Origin of the sequence: Yersinia sp. 2540 StPb PI (assembly GCF_052217165.1) — a bacterium.
GTDB lineage: Bacteria > Pseudomonadota > Gammaproteobacteria > Enterobacterales > Enterobacteriaceae > Yersinia > Yersinia enterocolitica_E.
The window spans coordinates 1-16202 of record NZ_JAZGQC010000002.1; the positions used below are offsets into that span (position 1 = coordinate 1).

The window sequence follows — 16202 nt, forward strand, 5'->3', positions numbered from 1 at the left end:
TAATCGGAAAGGATTATATAATTGGTTTTAAATAAATTATTAATATTTCTAAATATCATGATTATTGCATTGTGATTCTATCCAAATAAAGCACGCTGTGCTTAACGCATGTTCTTTGATGAAAATATCCACATTGGATATAAGGTGCATTTTTATATGTCTTATTTACCAATGTGGAGTGATAACCAACGCTCAAAACATCATTTCATTGCGGATCTAACATCATCAATAGTTACAGCTTCTTTAAGTACAGCGCTGCTAATGACTGCTGTTATATTATACAAATTGGTGCCAAATTGTTTTTTAAAATATCTAGACAGACTTCTAATAAAAAATAATCTCCTTGGATTGGTTTTTCTTTTAAGAATAGGATTAATATCAGGAATCATATCTTTATTCGCAAATGACTCTAAAAGTGAAGGTAATTTAGCTTGCGAATATCCAACCAATGAAAAAAAAGCATGCTCAACATCTAGATCTTTGTTTTCTGATTTAGAACTGTCTAAGTATTTTCTGGTTAAATACTTAAGACCATTATGATAATGATTATCAAGTAGTTTATCATCAATAAATGTACTTATCGCCTTATCAAAAGGAGTGCCATTTACTTCACTACTTAATTCAGTAGCCAATTTTCTTATTCTACTTATTTTTTCTTTCTGCTCTGTTGGCGTTAAGGACTCCCATCCATTAGGGCCTTTTGAGGCTTCCGACACCATAATTGAAAAAGTTAATAACTTAATATCTGTATTTTCATATTTTAAAAATCGTTTTACCAATGCGTTAGATATATGCCTAACACTATCATCAAATATTAATAAACCAATAACATCTCTCGTGGTAATCGAACCGCTGCCAGTGCTAATGTCGAGTGCGTAGTCTGACTCATAGAAATCTATTAATAATTTCGGTGTGTTTTCTGGATATGCATTGCTCATTTTTCACCAACCTTTAAAATAACAACGTTTTTATGATTACCGGCCAGCACATCTAGCCGCTCAATCCACTTGTTCAGTGCGTCCAGTTTCTCAGGTAAATACTGACTGCGGTTGTACACTGCCATAACGCCACCAAGCGAGTGACCGAGCAGCAATTCCACAATATGGGGAGGAATACCCAAATCATTCATACCGGTGGAGAAGGTGCGGCGCAGGTCATGCAAGCGCCATCGTTCTGAATGGCCCAGTCGCTCACAAATACGGCCTCCAGTAGAGCTGACGGCAGTATTCTCTTTTAACTCTCCGAGTAAATAACCTGATTTTTTATTCTCTTCCGTCAGTCTTTTAATAAGCGGATAGATATTCTCAGGGATTGGCCTGATTATCTTCTCACTTGTCTTGCTGTGTGCTTCGGGGACTGTCCATATTTTATCTTTTAAGTCCCATTCACTACATTTAGATAATCTAACTTCAACTGTACGCGCCCCAAAAACCGTTAATAGATAAAACATGTTTTGGTAATATGGCGAAAAGAAATTACTTTTTATTGCCACCAGCAGATCAGTTAACTCTTTATTGGATAATACTCTCTTCCGTTTATTTATTTTTACGCCAATATCTTGCATGGTTAACCCGTCAAGCGCGTGGCAAACAGCATAACGGCGAATGCGGCAAAACTTAAAAGCCTGTTGAGACATTTGTAAAATCATTCCAGCAACACTGGGAGCTTTTTTCTTTATCCGGGCAAGGCATTTTAACCAATAATGGGTTTCGCAATCAGCAATAGCCATTTCGCCAATATATGGAAAAACATGAAGATCGAATCTTTCTCTATATCGAGTGGCGTTAACAAGATTACCGTCAACATATTCAGTTAACCAATATTCTAACGCATCCTTGACGGTTACAGGCTTGAGTGTGGACTCTCTATCAAGTTTGAGCATACGTTGCGGATCACGCCCCTCAGCCAGCCACTTACGGCACTGGTCACGCAGTTCTCGCGCTTTGGCGAGGGTCAGATCTGGATATTTACCTAAAGTCGCTAGAATCGCCTCCGCTTCACGACCACCAAGGCGATATTTATAGAGCCAGGTAACCGCACCCGCTTTTGTGACGCGCACCATTAACCCTGCACCATCTGACAACTTGATTATTTTGTCTGTGCGAACGCCAAACATTGAGCGCAATTTTCTATCTGTTAGGCGATTAATTGAGGTTGCCATAATTGGGTTGCGGTCTCTTTTTCTGTTACCCCACCGATTACCCCACAGTTTGCCGCATAAATGCGCAAACGTCAAAAAGCACTGGAACAATATACAGTTAGTTTTTTAGTTAACCATTTGATTTTAATGTTTTTTGTGAAAACACGCGACAGCACAAAAACACCATGTCAAAATAATGGCGATAACTGAGCATTTTATTTTAACCACTTGATATTTAATTAATTATTATTGGGTTCAACATGATTTATACCATTTGTTACCCCACCGATTACCCCACGGATTGCCGCACAACGGCGAAAACATGAGAACGAATGGAGGGAGTATAGAGCAATCTACTTCTCAGTAGCTAATGTGACTGGCTGTAACCTGATACCCATTCCAGTATGCAGACCTGCCACTAACGGTAATCTTCTGGCCCAACGGGCAAAGCATTAACTCCAGCGCCAACATATCAAAGGCAATAACCCGCAACGGGTAATCACTGCGTTTATCGCTCGATGCAAGAATTGTCGCTACAGCCATCACCTTCCCTGTGCTGCTCTGTACCCGCTTAGGGGCTTTGGTTATATGCCCCGTCACGGTCGCTATAGGTTCAGTGCTCACAACTTACATCTGATCTTCGGTATAGATACCGGCTGAAATAATGGCACCGCCGATAATTCGCTCACCGTAACCAATCGGAATAGGGTTTCCCTGTGCAACTGTATTCACAGGCCCACCAAATGCATAGCTTGGGGTATTCTCTGCTGATTGCCTTGACGCAAGTCCGCCCTGTTGCGGTGATAACATTTGCACCACCCCGCCGAGCATCATTGACGCACCAGACATGACCAACGGAACGCCCATAGGGGTAGCCCAAAGTATCGCCCCAACAGCAACCAAAACAGCTCCGAGAATGGTTTGAAATATTCCCGCTTTTTTACTGCCAATAATCACAGGGATAATCCGAATCGGAGCCTTACCATCAAGATCTAGCTCATTCTCACCAATATTCCGTTTTCCATTAAAAACAGCAAATGTAAGCCCTCTTGATTCACTGTCTAATAGGAATTGCTTAAAACCTTTAATTTGTAATCTTAAGGCTTGTATTGCCTCTGCTGGGCTTGATACATCCCAGTTATATTCCCGTCCGAATTTCTTACCTAAAACACCACCTAACACAATTTGTCTTTTCATAACCAATCTCCAATTAAATACCGTCAAAGGCTTTAAGCCGCTGTTGCTGTTTTTCGCTCAAGGTGTACGCAAAGTCTTCATGTTCAATCTGGTAAGTGCCAAAGCTCATCAGGAAGGCAATAGCCGGGTCTATCTTGTTGGCGGCTTTCTTCTTGTTCGGCTTGATGTTGGCGTTGGCGTCGGTTTCCATCACAACGTTGCTCATCGCCCAAGCCAAGACCGGATCGCCGTTGTGCTGAATTACCTTGCGGTTAACGAATACCTCGGCAGACTTGGCTACCGGGCTAAATTTCATGTAGGTCTGCGGGAACGGCTCTACATCCAGACCGGCCCCTTGTAGCTGTGTTCTAAGATGGGTGGCGTTCCACGTATCGAACCCTACCAACTTGATACTGAACCGCTGGCTATCTGCCAGTACATCATCACGGATGCGGTCATAATCGATACAGTCGCCCGGTGTGGTGCGTATCCAGCCACTTTTAACCCATTGCCGATATATGGCCCGGTTCTTATTGGCGGCATTATTCAACTGGGCTTCGGGGATATAGTGGCGGGTAAGTAGCAATACACGGTTCTCAACCGGGAACGAGTAGCACACACTGGTAATATCGCTGGTTGATGACAGGTCTAACCCGGCGTAACACTCCAGACCGGTTAAATCATCCTCGCTGTAATCGGCTATACAGGCGTCCCATGCACCAGCTCCCATCCACGGCGTTTCGCCCTGACACCAGATATTAAAGCGCTTGGTCAGCATCTCAACCCATTGAGAGGGAATGCCCCGCGCCTTATTGATGGTGTCAGTCAGTGCCGTAACATCAACAGAAACACCCAGATTAGGGTTCGCTTTAATCCATTGTTCGGGCTGCTCAACTTCGCTTTCGTCGTCCAGCTCGTAGATCAAGGCAAACAACGATTCGTTTTGTTCTTCACTGGCCAATATCTGGCAGCAATAGTCATAATGTTGCTTACAGGCTGAAACCACGTTGCTACCCGCTGTGGTGATAGCAAAGAGTATCCCTTCTGGCCGGGCACCCATTCCCAACTCAAGCGCCGAATAAACGGCGTTATCCGGGTGAAGATGGTACTCATCCACCACCGCCAGACTGGGGTTCGTCCCTTCAATGGTCGAGGCTTTGGAGGCCAGTGGCTTTAACAGGCTGTTGGTTTTGGCATAAATCAGTTTGTGCTGCTGAATAGTGAGACGCTTTCTCAAGGGCTTTGAGATAAGGCTCATCTGACGGGCATCATCAAATACGATACGGGCCTGATCACGACTCACGGCGGCGGTATAGATATCTTGCTGGCCCGGCTCCATCACCAGAAACCAGTTAGCCAGAATAGCCGCTACCGTTGACTTGGCATTCTTGCGAGGTACCTGAATGTAAGCACTGCGGTACTTTCTGCGGCCTGTAGCTGCCACCTTGAACCCCAACAAACAGGCAAAGGCAAACTGTTGCCACGGCTCCAGCACGATAGGCTGACCCCGTAGAGGGCCTTTTACGTGAGGGCAGAGGTGAGAGAAGGCAATAAAGCGCTCTACAGTGGCCCCATCGAACGTATAAAGCGGGTTATTCAGGTCATTAAAGTACCGCTCAACGGCCTGTTTTAGCCGCATACAGGCCGGGATTTTGCCGCTTTGTACCTCCAGCGCGTACCGGTTATAGGCTGTCAAGGGCGTCTGCCTCATCAACTTCCACCGGATTACGGCGGCGAGATACTGGATCAAAGCCCATAAGCGAGGACATTTTTATCATAATTTTCTCAGCGTCAGACTTGGCTTTCAACGCAGGGTTCGTGGTGGTCGCACCGCGAGAACCTTCAACCGAGAAACCCCGCGCCGCAAGGTCTGCCACGGCTCTGCGGTACATCGAGTAGTTGAGGCAATACAATTCAAGGTTACGCCAGTCCGCATCAATCAGATCGCCGCGCTCCAGTCAACTGCTTTGCCCTTGCCTTCCACTCTGCGGGTAGCAATCTCATCTAAATAAGTGGGGGCTTTGGGTGGTCTAGCCATAAATTGCTGTTTCCTGTGCCTTTACTGCTACGAAAAAAAGTGCCGCGCGTAAAAATTTGAGGAGGCGGGTGGTGCCAGCGGTCTTGGGCTTTGTCCTCAAACCTCCCCCACCCCTTGCCCTGCGCCTCGTCACCGGTTTCGGAACGCATCCATTAACTCACGGTCACGCTTCGTCATACGCTTGCCTGTGGCTTGCTTAGACGCCTTGCTATGGCTCTGTATAAAACCCTCGCGACTACGCTGTAACTCGTTGATTAATCGCTGCATCTCTTCTTCACGCATTTTTGTTGTACTCATGTATCCAATCATTGCGGTGCTTGGCGGCCTCCTCTTGCTCATGGAACTTACCCGCTTTGCGCTGCTGCTTTGTCACAGGGTCTTGCGTAGTGGTCTTACGACTGTGGCAACTGACACACAAACCTTGATGATTACTCTCCGGCCAGAACAAAACATCTTCACCACCATCAATCGGGATAATGTGATCTACTATCTTGGCGGGGGTATAGATGCCTTGCTTCTCACAGCGGACACAAAGCGGGTGAGCCTTGAGATACATCAGGCGGTACTTATCCCATCTGGGCGTATAGCCACGTTCACGACGAGAACCACGTTGCGAATCCTGTTGCACTCTGGCTTCACGTTTATGCTCAACACAACGGCCAGCTTTCACACGTATGCGGCATCCGGGATAACTACAACGTTTCAATGGATGGACTGGCATCAGTACACCCCCGGATCGCGATAAGTACTCCACAATGCAGAAATGGTCAGTGGCACCTCTTTAGCCTCAACCTCACTGACCATCGTCCGGCCGTCATACAATTGAGATACATACATCAGGCACCCCACACGAATAGCAGGATTGAACTCCAGACCGGCATCAAACCGTTTACCGATATGCTGCTGACAGACCTCCAGCGCGGCATCGATATAAATCTGAATAAGTGAATCTTCATAATCACCATCAACACGACAATGTAGCTTTGCCTCATCCAGCGTTATCATTGGCTCACACCTCCCTTACACAGCAGCTCTAACCGGGTGGCTTTCTCATCGGGTATCACTGCGGTAATGTCATAATTCATGGGCTTGCCACCCCTGACGGTAAAGCGAATGCGGTTCGCTGAACTCACGCCAGCCCGGTAACGCATCCAGATCCGAATAGTGATTTCTGACATTTCCGCACCAGAGGCAATCAGCTCACGGCCACTAATTGCCTTCACTTCGGCCCAGACTGTAGCGACATCGTTCCATTGCTTTAATGGCTGGCCGGACGGTAGCTGAGTCGTGGTAAACGTCTGTATCGTCACTTTGTGTCGTAAGCCGCCAGCTCTCATAGGTCGTCCTTAGCATCGTCGGATTTCACCTGTACTGTCTGTTTCCATGCCTGACTGAATTCCTCACCACCGGCATACGCTGGCATCCCCTCACGCTCACGCGCTTCATTCGGAGACATCACGCCTGATTTAATGGCGGTTTCGTAACTGCGGAAACGTTCTTGAGGATTGGCCCGTAGCAAGTCGGCAGTGTCAAACTCCACCTGATAGCGAACCTGAACCGGGTGACTGGCCACCAGAAGAGAGGCTTTAACCTGTTGCTCAAAATTTGTTAGCCAGGGGCGCAAGGTCTGAGACAGAAAAGCGCGACTCGCCTCGCTGAAATTGCTGTAGGTGCTGTTGGAGTACTCTTGCAGGAATATCGGGCTGATATTGAATATCCGGGCGATGTCTTCAATGGTGAAGCGACGAGAGGCCAACCACTCAGCATCCTGATTGCTCATGCCTAACTGCTCGTACTTCATGCCGCCTTCGATAATCGGCGTTTTACCGGCATTGCGTGCGCCTTTGTAACGCTCCAATGCTTCCAGTGCCTTAGCGCCTTTTGGCCCGTCTAACCAGTCACCGGTTGTCAATACGCCGGACGCCATCAGGCCGTTATTCATCACCGACGAGCCATGACGTTGTTGAGCCAGTCCAAGCCCAACTGTTTCACGACAGACAGTGATCGGCGAACGCCCAAGGAAACCATCTTCAGTAGCATGTCGCAGGTGCAAGATTTCTTCCTGAAGGTACGTTTTTACCGTGCCGTCCGGGTGTGTAATGGTGTAGGCGAATCGGTGATTGCTCAGGCGTTTGGGTACCACGGCGCGAGGTGGGTAAGAATGCAGTGATTGCGGTTTACCATCCTTGCCCCATTCGATAACTGCATAAGCGTTACCATTGAGCAGACAATGACGCATCATCGTGCGCTTGAACTGGTAAGGGGTCTGGCAGTCATTCGGGTATTCATTCAGCAAGTAATCAACTGGATGCTCCGATAACCATTCTCTTTTCTCATTCTGAACCCGGTACAGGTAACACGGCATCGAGGCCACGGCTTCACTGATAACGGTCACAGCATTCATAACAGCCGGCAGAGATTCAGCAGTAGCAGCAGACACATGTTCACCGGCCCCCGTATTGGGGATGCCAGCCAGCGCCATAAACTCATCAATGGTCATTGAACGGCTTTCGGTCTTGCGTTTGAACGGCCACATATCACAACCCCGCCAGATAAGCCCAATGGGAACGCAGAGACAGATCCACCAGCTCCGGGTGTTGAGCTAACAGTGAGCGCTTGGCAATCTGAACATCCGTTTCACGGTAGGCCGGTAAGCTGGTCACGGTGATTTCCCGTAGTTCAGCCGCCAACACAGTACGGACATAGGGCTGTTTGGTACTGTCCCACTGGTCTTTTAATGCCCTAAATCCAAAGCTCATCCCTGATATATCGCCACGCTCAACCATGGTCAGCACATCACGGCCTAACTGGGTATCGGGTGGGGTTAGCTCAAAACGCAGACCGGTAGCGTCTTCACTTAACACTAGGGTATTTGACTGGGTGCGACCTAACAGCGCGGTATAGTCATGCTCAAACAAAGCGCGAACATCGGTACCGGCGGCAAGACTGGCTTTAAAGGCATTGGGCGCGAACTGCTCGACAAACTCATCCCACAGCACCTCTGAGCGGCTATTCCATTTCACGGCATAGCCCACTAACTTTTTATCGCTAGTGGATAAGCTGGCGGTGCGGATCTCAAAATCGGTGTCTTTCATTGGTAAACTCCCTGACAAGAAAGGGGCCGTAGCCCCCGACTGGATTACTTGGCCGCGGCCTTGATTTCCAGAACCTTGATCGCGTTGGAGTCCACCAACCCACCGCCCAGATACTTATCAGTGTGAACCTTATAGAAGCCCGGTTCGGTGATATTGTCAGGACGGGTGCGGGTGCCTGTTTCATGATCGACGATGAAATAGCCGCGCTTGAAGTCACCTACAGCAATAACCGGCTTACCCGGTTCAGCATCGGGCATATTTTCCAAATAGCGCACTGGATGGCCCAGCAACATATCCGGATCGCCAGCTTGCAGACGGTCACGCCAGATATAATCACCATTACCGTTTTTCAGCTTTTGCAACATGGCGGCACTGTTGGAGTTCATCACCCAAACAGCATTTTTGCGGTAGCGGCGGCGCAGCTTGAAGACCAAATCAATTAATTCATCAGCGGTAGGCGCATCACCGGCAGCAACCATTTTTTCCAGCGTTCCGAATGGGCGAGTACGGTCACCGGTTGCAGCACGAGGGTAAGACAGGAAGCCTTTAGCCTTTTTGGTACCATCACCATTAACTAAGTCGGTTTCTTCGGTCTCAATAAAGGTGTCGCTGATTTCTTCGGTCAACCAGCCCAAGATATCCACATCACTAAAATCAAGGATTTCCTGCGTGGTTTTCGGGTAAGCATAGATTGGGTTCAGCTTGATACTGACCTCTTCCAGCTTAGGCGTCGCGGTTTCGGTACGGGCTTCACCTTCTACGCCTCGACCTACCGCCGCGCCGCCCACGGACACAAGTTTTTTATACTCGTTGGATTTGGTGGTTTTGACGGTGCAAATTTGGCGCATTTCTGACTCATCAGCCAACATGCGCATAATTTCACTGTCCAGCTCAGGGATAACTGAATAGCCGCCACTCTCATTCACGGTGGTAGACAACATACGGGTTTCGCCGGTCATGATGTAATGGCGTAACTCGTCATTGGTCACTTTCTTACCATCGCCTACAGGCTTGGCTTTACCGCCCTGAGTGCGTTCTTCATCAGCAAGGGATTCATAACGGATGATATCAGTAACCAGAGCATCTGCCTGAGCACGGATTTCATCAAACTGGGTGGCTTCTTCGGGGGTAAGGCTGCGTTTTTCATCTTCGGCCTTGGTCAGCAGTGAGCGCATTTGAGTGGCTAACTCGGCTTTCTTCTGGCGTAACTCTAACAATTTTTTCATAGTGGTTTCCGTAAGTGTGAATACAGACGGGAAACCAACTTAAAAGGTAAAGCCGTTTAACAGAATTCCAGTGCGGAAAGGTGGGCGCTAAACGGCTAAAGTGACGGCTCCCGTCGGAGTGTCACTGACCAATATATGACTGAAAATAATAAAGAAAACCCCTCAAATATCGAGGGGTAAACACGAGTAAGCATGAGAACAAAACATTTACAAAACTATTTATTACTCCTTAATATTCCAAGGCGCGTTTTCCATTATTGACGCCAGATATTCAAGGTGTGAATTCATTCGACGTAACTCAATAAGTTTGAGTGCTTCGATAGTATCCTCATACCTGACGCCTGATTGACACATGGCGTCACGATCAGACTTTAGGTTGTTGGTTTCAAGTTTGCTTAATGACATATTTATTCCTCATTTACTGGATAATAAGCAGATGAACTCGGCTCGCTACTAGGCTTGAATTTAGCATCTGGCAGATATCGGATTCCAGCATCACCAGTGATATAAGGAACAATGGCACCCTCACCACCATCCACCATTGGGAATAGCCCCTCAAAATCTATATAAGTAGTTACATACTCCGAACCATTATTTAGGATTCTACAATTTGCCCATGCAACAATAGGCTGGAACCATGTATTACCTTCCTCGTCCTGACATTCAAGCCACCAGCCAGCAATCGAAGGTGTAATACTTTTGATTTTATACTCATCATCCACGCTCAGTACTCCTCAAGTTTTGATAGTTTTATATAAATACACGAAAAGTAGTTGTACCAGTTGTACCAGTTGTACCAAAAACAGATAACCTAATGTTAATTAACAAATTGACGTAAATTCTCTGGTACAACTACCCCCCTATTTTGGTACAACTCGATATGAGTCTGGTACAACTGTGCAAACTGACTATCCCACCTTCACTACCCTTGCATGGTTGTACCAAAAACCCCTTTAGTTGTACCAAAATGGCCTTGAGTTGTACCAGACTTGTACCAGAACTTAATTACAAACCACTTATAAAACAGATGTATATAATTAAAAACCCTTCTCTGGTACAACTGGTACAACGTATTTTCATTCTCTTATTGAGTTATTCTTCATCTGACAGTTGGACAATCAGGTAAGTCCGCTGCTTTATTCCGCCAAGGTGCTTAAGGCGTGGGGTGAATGTCTGATAACCATTCACATTGGCTGGTTTCTTTAGTCTGCCGGACTCATGAAGCGTTTTTGCAAACTGTGCCGAATCAAACCCCTTTGCCATTTCACCCTTGAATGTTGCGGGCAGGACATAGAACGTCACAGGGTCGCCGTAACTTTTGCTTTCCCGGTATCCTGCCAAATCACGAATAGGGAGGCTTTCCGGGTCGTAGGGCAGTGGCGCGAACCGGCTCATACCGTAGGCACTCAAAAATGCCTCTGCCTGTTCAATAATTTGTTCTATCTCTTTGTTGCCTGTGCCGAAAGCTGCCACCCATTCGTTAAACACATGCTGTAACGCATCACGGCACCCTTGTTCACTCCAACCGGTAACAGCCTTGCCCAGTACGAGTGAAGCCTCGATAACGGCAAAGCGATCAATAACCCGCTGTACCTGCTCACCGTAACTGCTTGGAATCAGTGCCCGCCATCGGGCTTTTGCCATTGCATAGACGGCTATAGCGTCCTGTGTATGCTCGGACAGGTAAGCAATCCACGCCCGACCTGCTGTGCCGTGGTTATGCTGCCATGCGTCCTTAAGGGCGTCGGCATGGGCCTTGCCATCTGGGTGGCCGTGAAGTTCCGTTGGTCGAGATACCGGAATATTGAGCAACCGCACCAGTTGCCCGGCGTTAACCTTGATACCTGCCCCTTTAAGGTAGGTTTCAATATCGCGCTCACCGGTACTGATAACGGCCGTTTTCCAGTATTTCAGCGCCCGGTTCCCGCCATCTTTATCACCTTGCAGCTTACCCTTGCCGTTAAACAGTGTGTAGGCCGATGTGTAAACGTGACGAGGGTTCGCGCCCTGATCCACTTCATCAAGCGCCATGAGTCCGTGATTATGCGCTTCCGCTTCGTTAGCAATACCCAGAGACGTCCCATACCACGTAAGGCGCTGGCGCTCTGGCTCACCATACAAACTTGATGCTAAATCTTCGGCTGTTGTCTTACCTGCGGTAGATTGGGCGTAGAGGTGGATGCCGAACCCGTCAGCGCCCACCAGTGGCAACATGGGCGCAGCCAGCGCAACCCCTACGGCCAACATTTGAAACGGATTACCGGCTGCCAGTCGCGCCACATTATCGCGCCAGCTTTCCGCCGTTCCTGCCACGCTGTAAGCCTCTGCTGCGGCTGTTCCACCGTTAAACATGATAGGTTGCTCTGGTTCACCGATGATAGAACCATCAGGCATGATATAAGCGCCCATATGCCAGCCAGAGCGAGGTGTTATACTCCACATCTCATCATCGGCGCTGCGTTGTAACCAGTCCCCTAAAGTAGCCCGTAAAGCCGGTTTTGTGGTGACATCTACACCCCCACCTTTCAGAATGCGCCAGCCCTCACGCTCACCAATATCCGCCTTTCGAATCGCTTTTGTGACAGGTAACTTCTGGCCCGATGCTTTCCAGCACAAAATCAAATATTGCTCACGATCTTCCTGACCCTTGCCGATAACTTCAAGCGGCGAACATAACCAGCTTTCATTGTTGATGATTTCGCCACTGTCTTTATCCACCTTTGGCGTGATCCAGAAAATGCCATCTTTTCGGCTGAGAACATGCGGTGCGAGCGGATCACGTTCTTCTTGGCCTTTTTTGCCGCCCTCTATCGCCGTGAGTTGAACGGACATGCTCGCCCCCTTTGGTTGATACAGTGATTCAGTAAAAGCGCGCGTAGTGGCCTCTGTGCCGTTTTGTTGGCGGTAGTCGTCCCAGTCGGCTTTATGGTGAGTCGGTGGCGTGGCTACCCAGCCAGAAACGGAAATGGCGGCTTTTTCAGCGGAGATAACACCAATATTCAGTTTGAGTTTACCTTTTTCGTCACATTCTCCCGATTCGTGCCAGTCGTTATCTGCGGCAATGATGATTTTTGCCAGTGGCCACCGTTCACGGCAGACCTTCGCGACGTGAATTAGGTTGCCTTCGTCCAGTGCGGCCAGTACCACCCCATCATCCAGTAACGAAACGGTAACGCCGGTTGCGTAACCCTCGGCGATCAGCACCGTTACAGGCTGTTCGTCCTCTGTTGGTGACTGGAGCCTTACCGGAATAAATGAACCTTTTTTCGCGGTACCCGCTAATAACCGTTTCGAGCCGTCAGGGTTAATCACCTGTGCGCCGGTGGTGGTGCCGTCCATTGCTTGCAGTATCAGCAACAGAGAGCCGTCACTGAGTAAGGCATTGGAGGGGCTTGGAAGGCCCTTATTGTGTAGGTACTGAGATTCACCCGATACTGTTTTAGCCACCAGCACCGCCACCTTGTCAGCTATAGCGATGTTGGGTTGAGGCTTCTCTCTGGCTGGCTTCGGCTCTGGCAAGGGCAGCGCCATTACACCCGCGACCATTTCTGCCGCTGAACGGGCGTCACACTGGTTAACCTTCATCACTAAATCCAACCCGGTACCCGCGCCACAGTGTGAGCAATAGTAGGTTCCGCGCCCCTCCCGATCATCAAATCGATAGCGGGTTTTACCGCCACAGCTTGGACACTCACCCTCGCTACGATTGGTTGGAATATCCAGACGTTGTAAAATAGCTTCCCAGTGGCCTTTGGCTTTGCTGCGAACGTCATTAACGAATGTCATTTTTGTACAGCCTCCCGTTCGAGCAAATGAACCGCCACAGGCCCGGCGAGATCCAGTGCTAACCCGATTAACTCCTTTTCGTCAGTAATATCTAAATCAACATCGGATTCAAACATCAGCAGCAAGAGCGCATTTAATTGACCTGCTTTATGCGTGGCAATATCCAGAGGTACGGGTTCTTTAGGCCGCAGTTCACGCATAGTTCACCCCCTTGATATTTTTCGCCGCTTTTGCTGCATGTTGTTGTGCAAATTCAAGAAGTTCATAACCAATATCTTCACCTTCTGGTTCGCCTATCAATAATTGAGCAACTTCCAGCATACGAGAGAGGCTAAACAACACATCGGATACTTCGCATGGGGTTAACTTATCCATGATTAGCCTCCAGAACAGCGCTGAGTGAATGATTAACCTCACTATTGATGTCACAAGCTATACATATAAGGTCGAGTAGTTGCTTCGAACATTCATCACTCGCTTTATCCAAAATGGTTTCATAAAGCGAACAGGCTAAACCGGTGCGATAGAGCGCTAAATCTAATGGGATAGGCTTACGCATGGATCACCTCCGGCAGGCGACCAGCAAAGGAAAGTACGAACTGACCGGACAGAGAGCGGCGGGCTTCTTGTTCAGAATGGGCGGTTACAGATTCACGGTGCGGCTTGGCGTTCAGGTCAGAACGGTGCACGGCGAGAAAGAGAAATTTAAAGCGAGTTGGGGTATGATTTAACATAGCTGCCTCGATATCTAATCTATCGTTGGTGGTTAAACGCCTCAGTAGTGTTCTAGCACTCTGGGGCGTTGCCTTTTGGTATGCACTTGTCATACACTTGACTACCAACCAAACATAGTTAGGTGTCAACCAAATGTCAACCATAGAAATAAAAGGTAAAGGTAATAAACAAATTGCTTTGCGTGTAGAACCTGCGTTGGAGGATGGTATCAAGCAAGCTTTGGCACAAGATGGAGATGCATCTGTTTCTGCTTGGATAAAGCGCATTATCCGAAAAGAGTTACAATCTCGCGGTATCGAGCAAAAAGGCTGAGTATTCAAAGGAGGTTTTACTATGGAAATACCAACTAAAGGGCAATCAGTAATAATCGTAATATTTGTAATATTGCTGTATTGGTTTACGAAAGGGCTGCTCTCAGGTGATATTAAAGTAAACCACGATCCAAATTCGAGTGATAAAGTTAACACCTCATTCAGTTTAAAATAAAAGCCAAAAGGCTGACCTACGAAAGTTTCGCAGGTACTAACATGCTGTTCTGCAAGATGTTGATTTTCCTCATGACTCAGATTTGAGTAATCATTTAGCATGTGTGGGTTTTGCGAATAGTTTCTAACTAGCTGCAAATCCTGCCGCGCTGCAAGATGTTGATTTAACTCATGATGGAAAAAACCATAACCACAAAGGGCGGTATTCTCAGTACCTCCCTTTTCTTTGCCTGTAACCTGCTGATTTTCGTTGTTACATCCGTTTCGAATGACTACCGAACCTAAGCAATGTTTATGTTCAGCCGAACCCGAATACTGTTCGTCTTTGTTTACTCGACTCCCTGCGCGGCAGGTTTGTGCAAGAATCAATGAGTTAGCTAATTCCATTTCAGCACAATTAAGTTTAATCAACAGGTTACGGTGTGCCGGTAAACTCGGTGAATTGCGGTGTTTAGTATGCGACTCGCTCAAAGATAGTCGGTTCAGGATGCCAGCCAAGGGAAAGGCTTTACTCTGGCTGGCTACTGGAGTTGTAAGCATCATGCCACTACCTCCACACGCAGACCTTTAGCTGTGTAGCCCTGAACCTGCTTACCATTCACACGAACCCGCTTTTTAGTCAGTAAACGGATGTGGTCGCCATACACATGAAGTAATTTCCCATCTAAAGCGACCTCGTTATAACCATATCGAGGCTTGTGTGACACCTGCACAAATGGGCCGCAAGCCTTGCTATTAGCGGGAACTGCTGGACATACCCCCTTATCATTGCCAGTTACACGATACAGCCAGAAACTCTCCTTCTTCCCTGTCAGCTTTCGCGTACGAACCGGCACATAGCCAGCTTTGCGCATGGCAATACTAAACGCTGAATCATCCGGGTAATACTGGCGACGAATAATAGCAGGTACTGAAATAGCGAAACTTTGCTTAGTCCAATACTCTGTCCACTGACTAACAAACTCGATAGGCAAGCCATTAACGTTAATACCGCTGAGTACGATTTTAGGCTGAGTTTGGGTACTGCCAGATAAGGCAGTTACTTTCTTAGATACCATTTTTATTGCTCCAATAAGTTCATTATTTAGAGCCGCCGCGACAGCATTTCAGATACTGCTATTTACTTTGTGCAATTGCTCGCAAGTTAATTTCTTTTCGCTGATCAGGCGATCTTGCGTGAGTTTGCATTGACACTCTGTTAGGCCAATTTGCGACCACATGGAGTATTAACGTTATTTACAGCCGGGGGATTGCGAACCCAGCAAAGTAAGTCACTGAGCAACCATGCACATGAGTTGCGGCCAAGAGGCTTACGGGCAGGGAAACGGCCTTCGTTCTCAAGAAGCCATGCAGTTGAGCGGGAAATAGAAGTAATGCGCTGACGTTCCTTTTCACGCACGAGGCGATCATTAGGTTCGGCATATTCGGCAAGAACAACACGGCGCTGTTCTGGGGTAGGGTTAAATTGATTGGTAGTCATGCTGCCTCCACTGCTTCTAAGTTTGTGGAGGCTATTTTGTC

The 16202-nt window shown here is 47.7% G+C and carries 20 protein-coding genes and 1 pseudogene; all 21 read right to left on the reverse strand.

Annotation, left to right across the window (positions count from 1 at the left end):
• Positions 1-200: 200 nt before the first annotated feature.
• Positions 201-938 carry a hypothetical protein gene (locus V1956_RS23820; protein ID WP_442824796.1) on the reverse strand — a complete coding sequence of 246 codons (738 nt, stop codon included), beginning with the start codon at positions 936-938 and terminating at the stop codon, positions 201-203.
• On the reverse strand, positions 935-2161 hold the full coding sequence (locus V1956_RS23825) for a tyrosine-type recombinase/integrase (RefSeq protein ID WP_442824797.1): 1227 nt from the start codon (positions 2159-2161) through the stop codon (positions 935-937). The genes V1956_RS23820 and V1956_RS23825 overlap by 4 nt, the downstream gene beginning before the upstream one ends.
• 339 nt (positions 2162-2500) lie before the next feature.
• Entirely contained in the window at positions 2501-2764 is a 264-nt protein-coding gene (locus tag V1956_RS23830; RefSeq protein ID WP_442824790.1) for a hypothetical protein, read from the reverse strand.
• 3 nt (positions 2765-2767) lie between these two features.
• A complete protein-coding gene (locus tag V1956_RS23835; protein ID WP_046694469.1) occupies positions 2768-3337 on the reverse strand; it encodes a tail assembly protein in 570 nt (189 codons plus the stop codon).
• A 13-nt stretch (positions 3338-3350) separates the two neighbouring features.
• Positions 3351-5012, reverse strand: coding sequence for a terminase large subunit (locus V1956_RS23840; protein ID WP_442825767.1), 1662 nt, complete (start codon positions 5010-5012; stop codon positions 3351-3353).
• A pseudogene (locus tag V1956_RS23845) lies at positions 4999-5354 on the reverse strand (phage terminase small subunit P27 family). The gene V1956_RS23840 and the pseudogene V1956_RS23845 overlap by 14 nt, the downstream one beginning before the upstream one ends.
• A gap of 129 nt (positions 5355-5483) precedes the next feature.
• Positions 5484-5651 (reverse strand): hypothetical protein, encoded by a 168-nt coding sequence (locus V1956_RS23850; RefSeq protein WP_442824706.1) that lies wholly within the window; start codon positions 5649-5651, stop codon positions 5484-5486.
• Positions 5629-6075, reverse strand: a complete 447-nt coding sequence (locus tag V1956_RS23855; RefSeq protein ID WP_226715783.1) for an HNH endonuclease — start codon at positions 6073-6075, stop codon at positions 5629-5631. Before V1956_RS23855 ends, V1956_RS23850 begins: the two co-directional genes overlap by 23 nt.
• A complete protein-coding gene (locus V1956_RS23860) occupies positions 6075-6359 on the reverse strand; it encodes a head-tail connector protein (RefSeq protein WP_025376817.1) in 285 nt (94 codons plus the stop codon). Before V1956_RS23860 ends, V1956_RS23855 begins: the two co-directional genes overlap by 1 nt.
• Positions 6356-6691, reverse strand: coding sequence for a phage head closure protein (locus tag V1956_RS23865; protein WP_442824707.1), 336 nt, complete (start codon positions 6689-6691; stop codon positions 6356-6358). The genes V1956_RS23860 and V1956_RS23865 overlap by 4 nt, the downstream gene beginning before the upstream one ends.
• Positions 6688-7890: a phage portal protein gene (locus V1956_RS23870; protein ID WP_226715781.1), complete on the reverse strand. Its 1203-nt coding sequence runs from the start codon at positions 7888-7890 to the stop codon at positions 6688-6690. The genes V1956_RS23865 and V1956_RS23870 overlap by 4 nt, the downstream gene beginning before the upstream one ends.
• Before the next feature lies 1 nt (position 7891).
• Positions 7892-8449: an HK97 family phage prohead protease gene (locus V1956_RS23875; RefSeq protein ID WP_048618033.1), complete on the reverse strand. Its 558-nt coding sequence runs from the start codon at positions 8447-8449 to the stop codon at positions 7892-7894.
• 44 nt (positions 8450-8493) lie between these two features.
• Positions 8494-9675, reverse strand: a complete 1182-nt coding sequence (locus tag V1956_RS23880; protein WP_442824708.1) for a phage major capsid protein — start codon at positions 9673-9675, stop codon at positions 8494-8496.
• Positions 9676-10082: 407 nt separating this feature from the next.
• A complete protein-coding gene (locus tag V1956_RS23885) occupies positions 10083-10397 on the reverse strand; it encodes a hypothetical protein (protein ID WP_442824709.1) in 315 nt (104 codons plus the stop codon).
• A 370-nt stretch (positions 10398-10767) separates the two neighbouring features.
• The gene (locus V1956_RS23890; RefSeq protein WP_442824710.1) at positions 10768-13461 is read right to left on the reverse strand and encodes a DUF927 domain-containing protein; all 2694 of its coding nucleotides are present in this window, start codon (positions 13459-13461) and stop codon (positions 10768-10770) included.
• Positions 13458-13661: a hypothetical protein gene (locus V1956_RS23895; protein ID WP_050078201.1), complete on the reverse strand. Its 204-nt coding sequence runs from the start codon at positions 13659-13661 to the stop codon at positions 13458-13460. The genes V1956_RS23890 and V1956_RS23895 overlap by 4 nt, the downstream gene beginning before the upstream one ends.
• On the reverse strand, positions 13654-13836 hold the full coding sequence (locus tag V1956_RS23900) for a hypothetical protein (RefSeq protein WP_049604556.1): 183 nt from the start codon (positions 13834-13836) through the stop codon (positions 13654-13656). The genes V1956_RS23895 and V1956_RS23900 overlap by 8 nt, the downstream gene beginning before the upstream one ends.
• Positions 13829-14020 carry a hypothetical protein gene (locus V1956_RS23905; protein WP_046694456.1) on the reverse strand — a complete coding sequence of 64 codons (192 nt, stop codon included), beginning with the start codon at positions 14018-14020 and terminating at the stop codon, positions 13829-13831. The genes V1956_RS23900 and V1956_RS23905 overlap by 8 nt, the downstream gene beginning before the upstream one ends.
• On the reverse strand, positions 14013-15224 hold the full coding sequence (locus tag V1956_RS23910) for a host cell division inhibitor Icd-like protein (RefSeq protein ID WP_442824711.1): 1212 nt from the start codon (positions 15222-15224) through the stop codon (positions 14013-14015). Before V1956_RS23910 ends, V1956_RS23905 begins: the two co-directional genes overlap by 8 nt.
• Positions 15221-15739 (reverse strand): hypothetical protein, encoded by a 519-nt coding sequence (locus tag V1956_RS23915; protein ID WP_442824712.1) that lies wholly within the window; start codon positions 15737-15739, stop codon positions 15221-15223. Before V1956_RS23915 ends, V1956_RS23910 begins: the two co-directional genes overlap by 4 nt.
• 140 nt (positions 15740-15879) lie before the next feature.
• The gene (locus V1956_RS23920) at positions 15880-16161 is read right to left on the reverse strand and encodes a helix-turn-helix transcriptional regulator (protein WP_427259495.1); all 282 of its coding nucleotides are present in this window, start codon (positions 16159-16161) and stop codon (positions 15880-15882) included.
• Positions 16162-16202: the final 41 nt, after the last annotated feature.

Excerpts from the sequence above, each read along its gene's own strand:
- V1956_RS23825 (WP_442824797.1), bottom strand. The coding sequence starts at position 2,161 with ATGGCAACCTCAATTAATCGCCTAACAGATAGAAAATTGCGCTCAATG.
- V1956_RS23890 (WP_442824710.1), bottom strand. The coding sequence starts at position 13,461 with ATGACATTCGTTAATGACGTTCGCAGCAAAGCCAAAGGCCACTGGGAA.
- V1956_RS23900 (WP_049604556.1), bottom strand. The coding sequence starts at position 13,836 with ATGGATAAGTTAACCCCATGCGAAGTATCCGATGTGTTGTTTAGCCTC.
- V1956_RS23820 (WP_442824796.1), bottom strand. The coding sequence starts at position 938 with ATGAGCAATGCATATCCAGAAAACACACCGAAATTATTAATAGATTTC.
- V1956_RS23880 (WP_442824708.1), bottom strand. The coding sequence starts at position 9,675 with ATGAAAAAATTGTTAGAGTTACGCCAGAAGAAAGCCGAGTTAGCCACT.
- V1956_RS23875 (WP_048618033.1), bottom strand. The coding sequence starts at position 8,449 with ATGAAAGACACCGATTTTGAGATCCGCACCGCCAGCTTATCCACTAGC.
- V1956_RS23860 (WP_025376817.1), bottom strand. The coding sequence starts at position 6,359 with ATGATAACGCTGGATGAGGCAAAGCTACATTGTCGTGTTGATGGTGAT.
- V1956_RS23915 (WP_442824712.1), bottom strand. The coding sequence starts at position 15,739 with ATGGTATCTAAGAAAGTAACTGCCTTATCTGGCAGTACCCAAACTCAG.
- V1956_RS23910 (WP_442824711.1), bottom strand. The coding sequence starts at position 15,224 with ATGATGCTTACAACTCCAGTAGCCAGCCAGAGTAAAGCCTTTCCCTTG.
- V1956_RS23835 (WP_046694469.1), bottom strand. The coding sequence starts at position 3,337 with ATGAAAAGACAAATTGTGTTAGGTGGTGTTTTAGGTAAGAAATTCGGA.
- V1956_RS23870 (WP_226715781.1), bottom strand. The coding sequence starts at position 7,890 with ATGTGGCCGTTCAAACGCAAGACCGAAAGCCGTTCAATGACCATTGAT.
- V1956_RS23855 (WP_226715783.1), bottom strand. The coding sequence starts at position 6,075 with ATGCCAGTCCATCCATTGAAACGTTGTAGTTATCCCGGATGCCGCATA.
- V1956_RS23920 (WP_427259495.1), bottom strand. The coding sequence starts at position 16,161 with ATGACTACCAATCAATTTAACCCTACCCCAGAACAGCGCCGTGTTGTT.
- V1956_RS23905 (WP_046694456.1), bottom strand. The coding sequence starts at position 14,020 with ATGCGTAAGCCTATCCCATTAGATTTAGCGCTCTATCGCACCGGTTTA.
- V1956_RS23850 (WP_442824706.1), bottom strand. The coding sequence starts at position 5,651 with ATGAGTACAACAAAAATGCGTGAAGAAGAGATGCAGCGATTAATCAAC.
- V1956_RS23895 (WP_050078201.1), bottom strand. The coding sequence starts at position 13,661 with ATGCGTGAACTGCGGCCTAAAGAACCCGTACCTCTGGATATTGCCACG.
- V1956_RS23865 (WP_442824707.1), bottom strand. The coding sequence starts at position 6,691 with ATGAGAGCTGGCGGCTTACGACACAAAGTGACGATACAGACGTTTACC.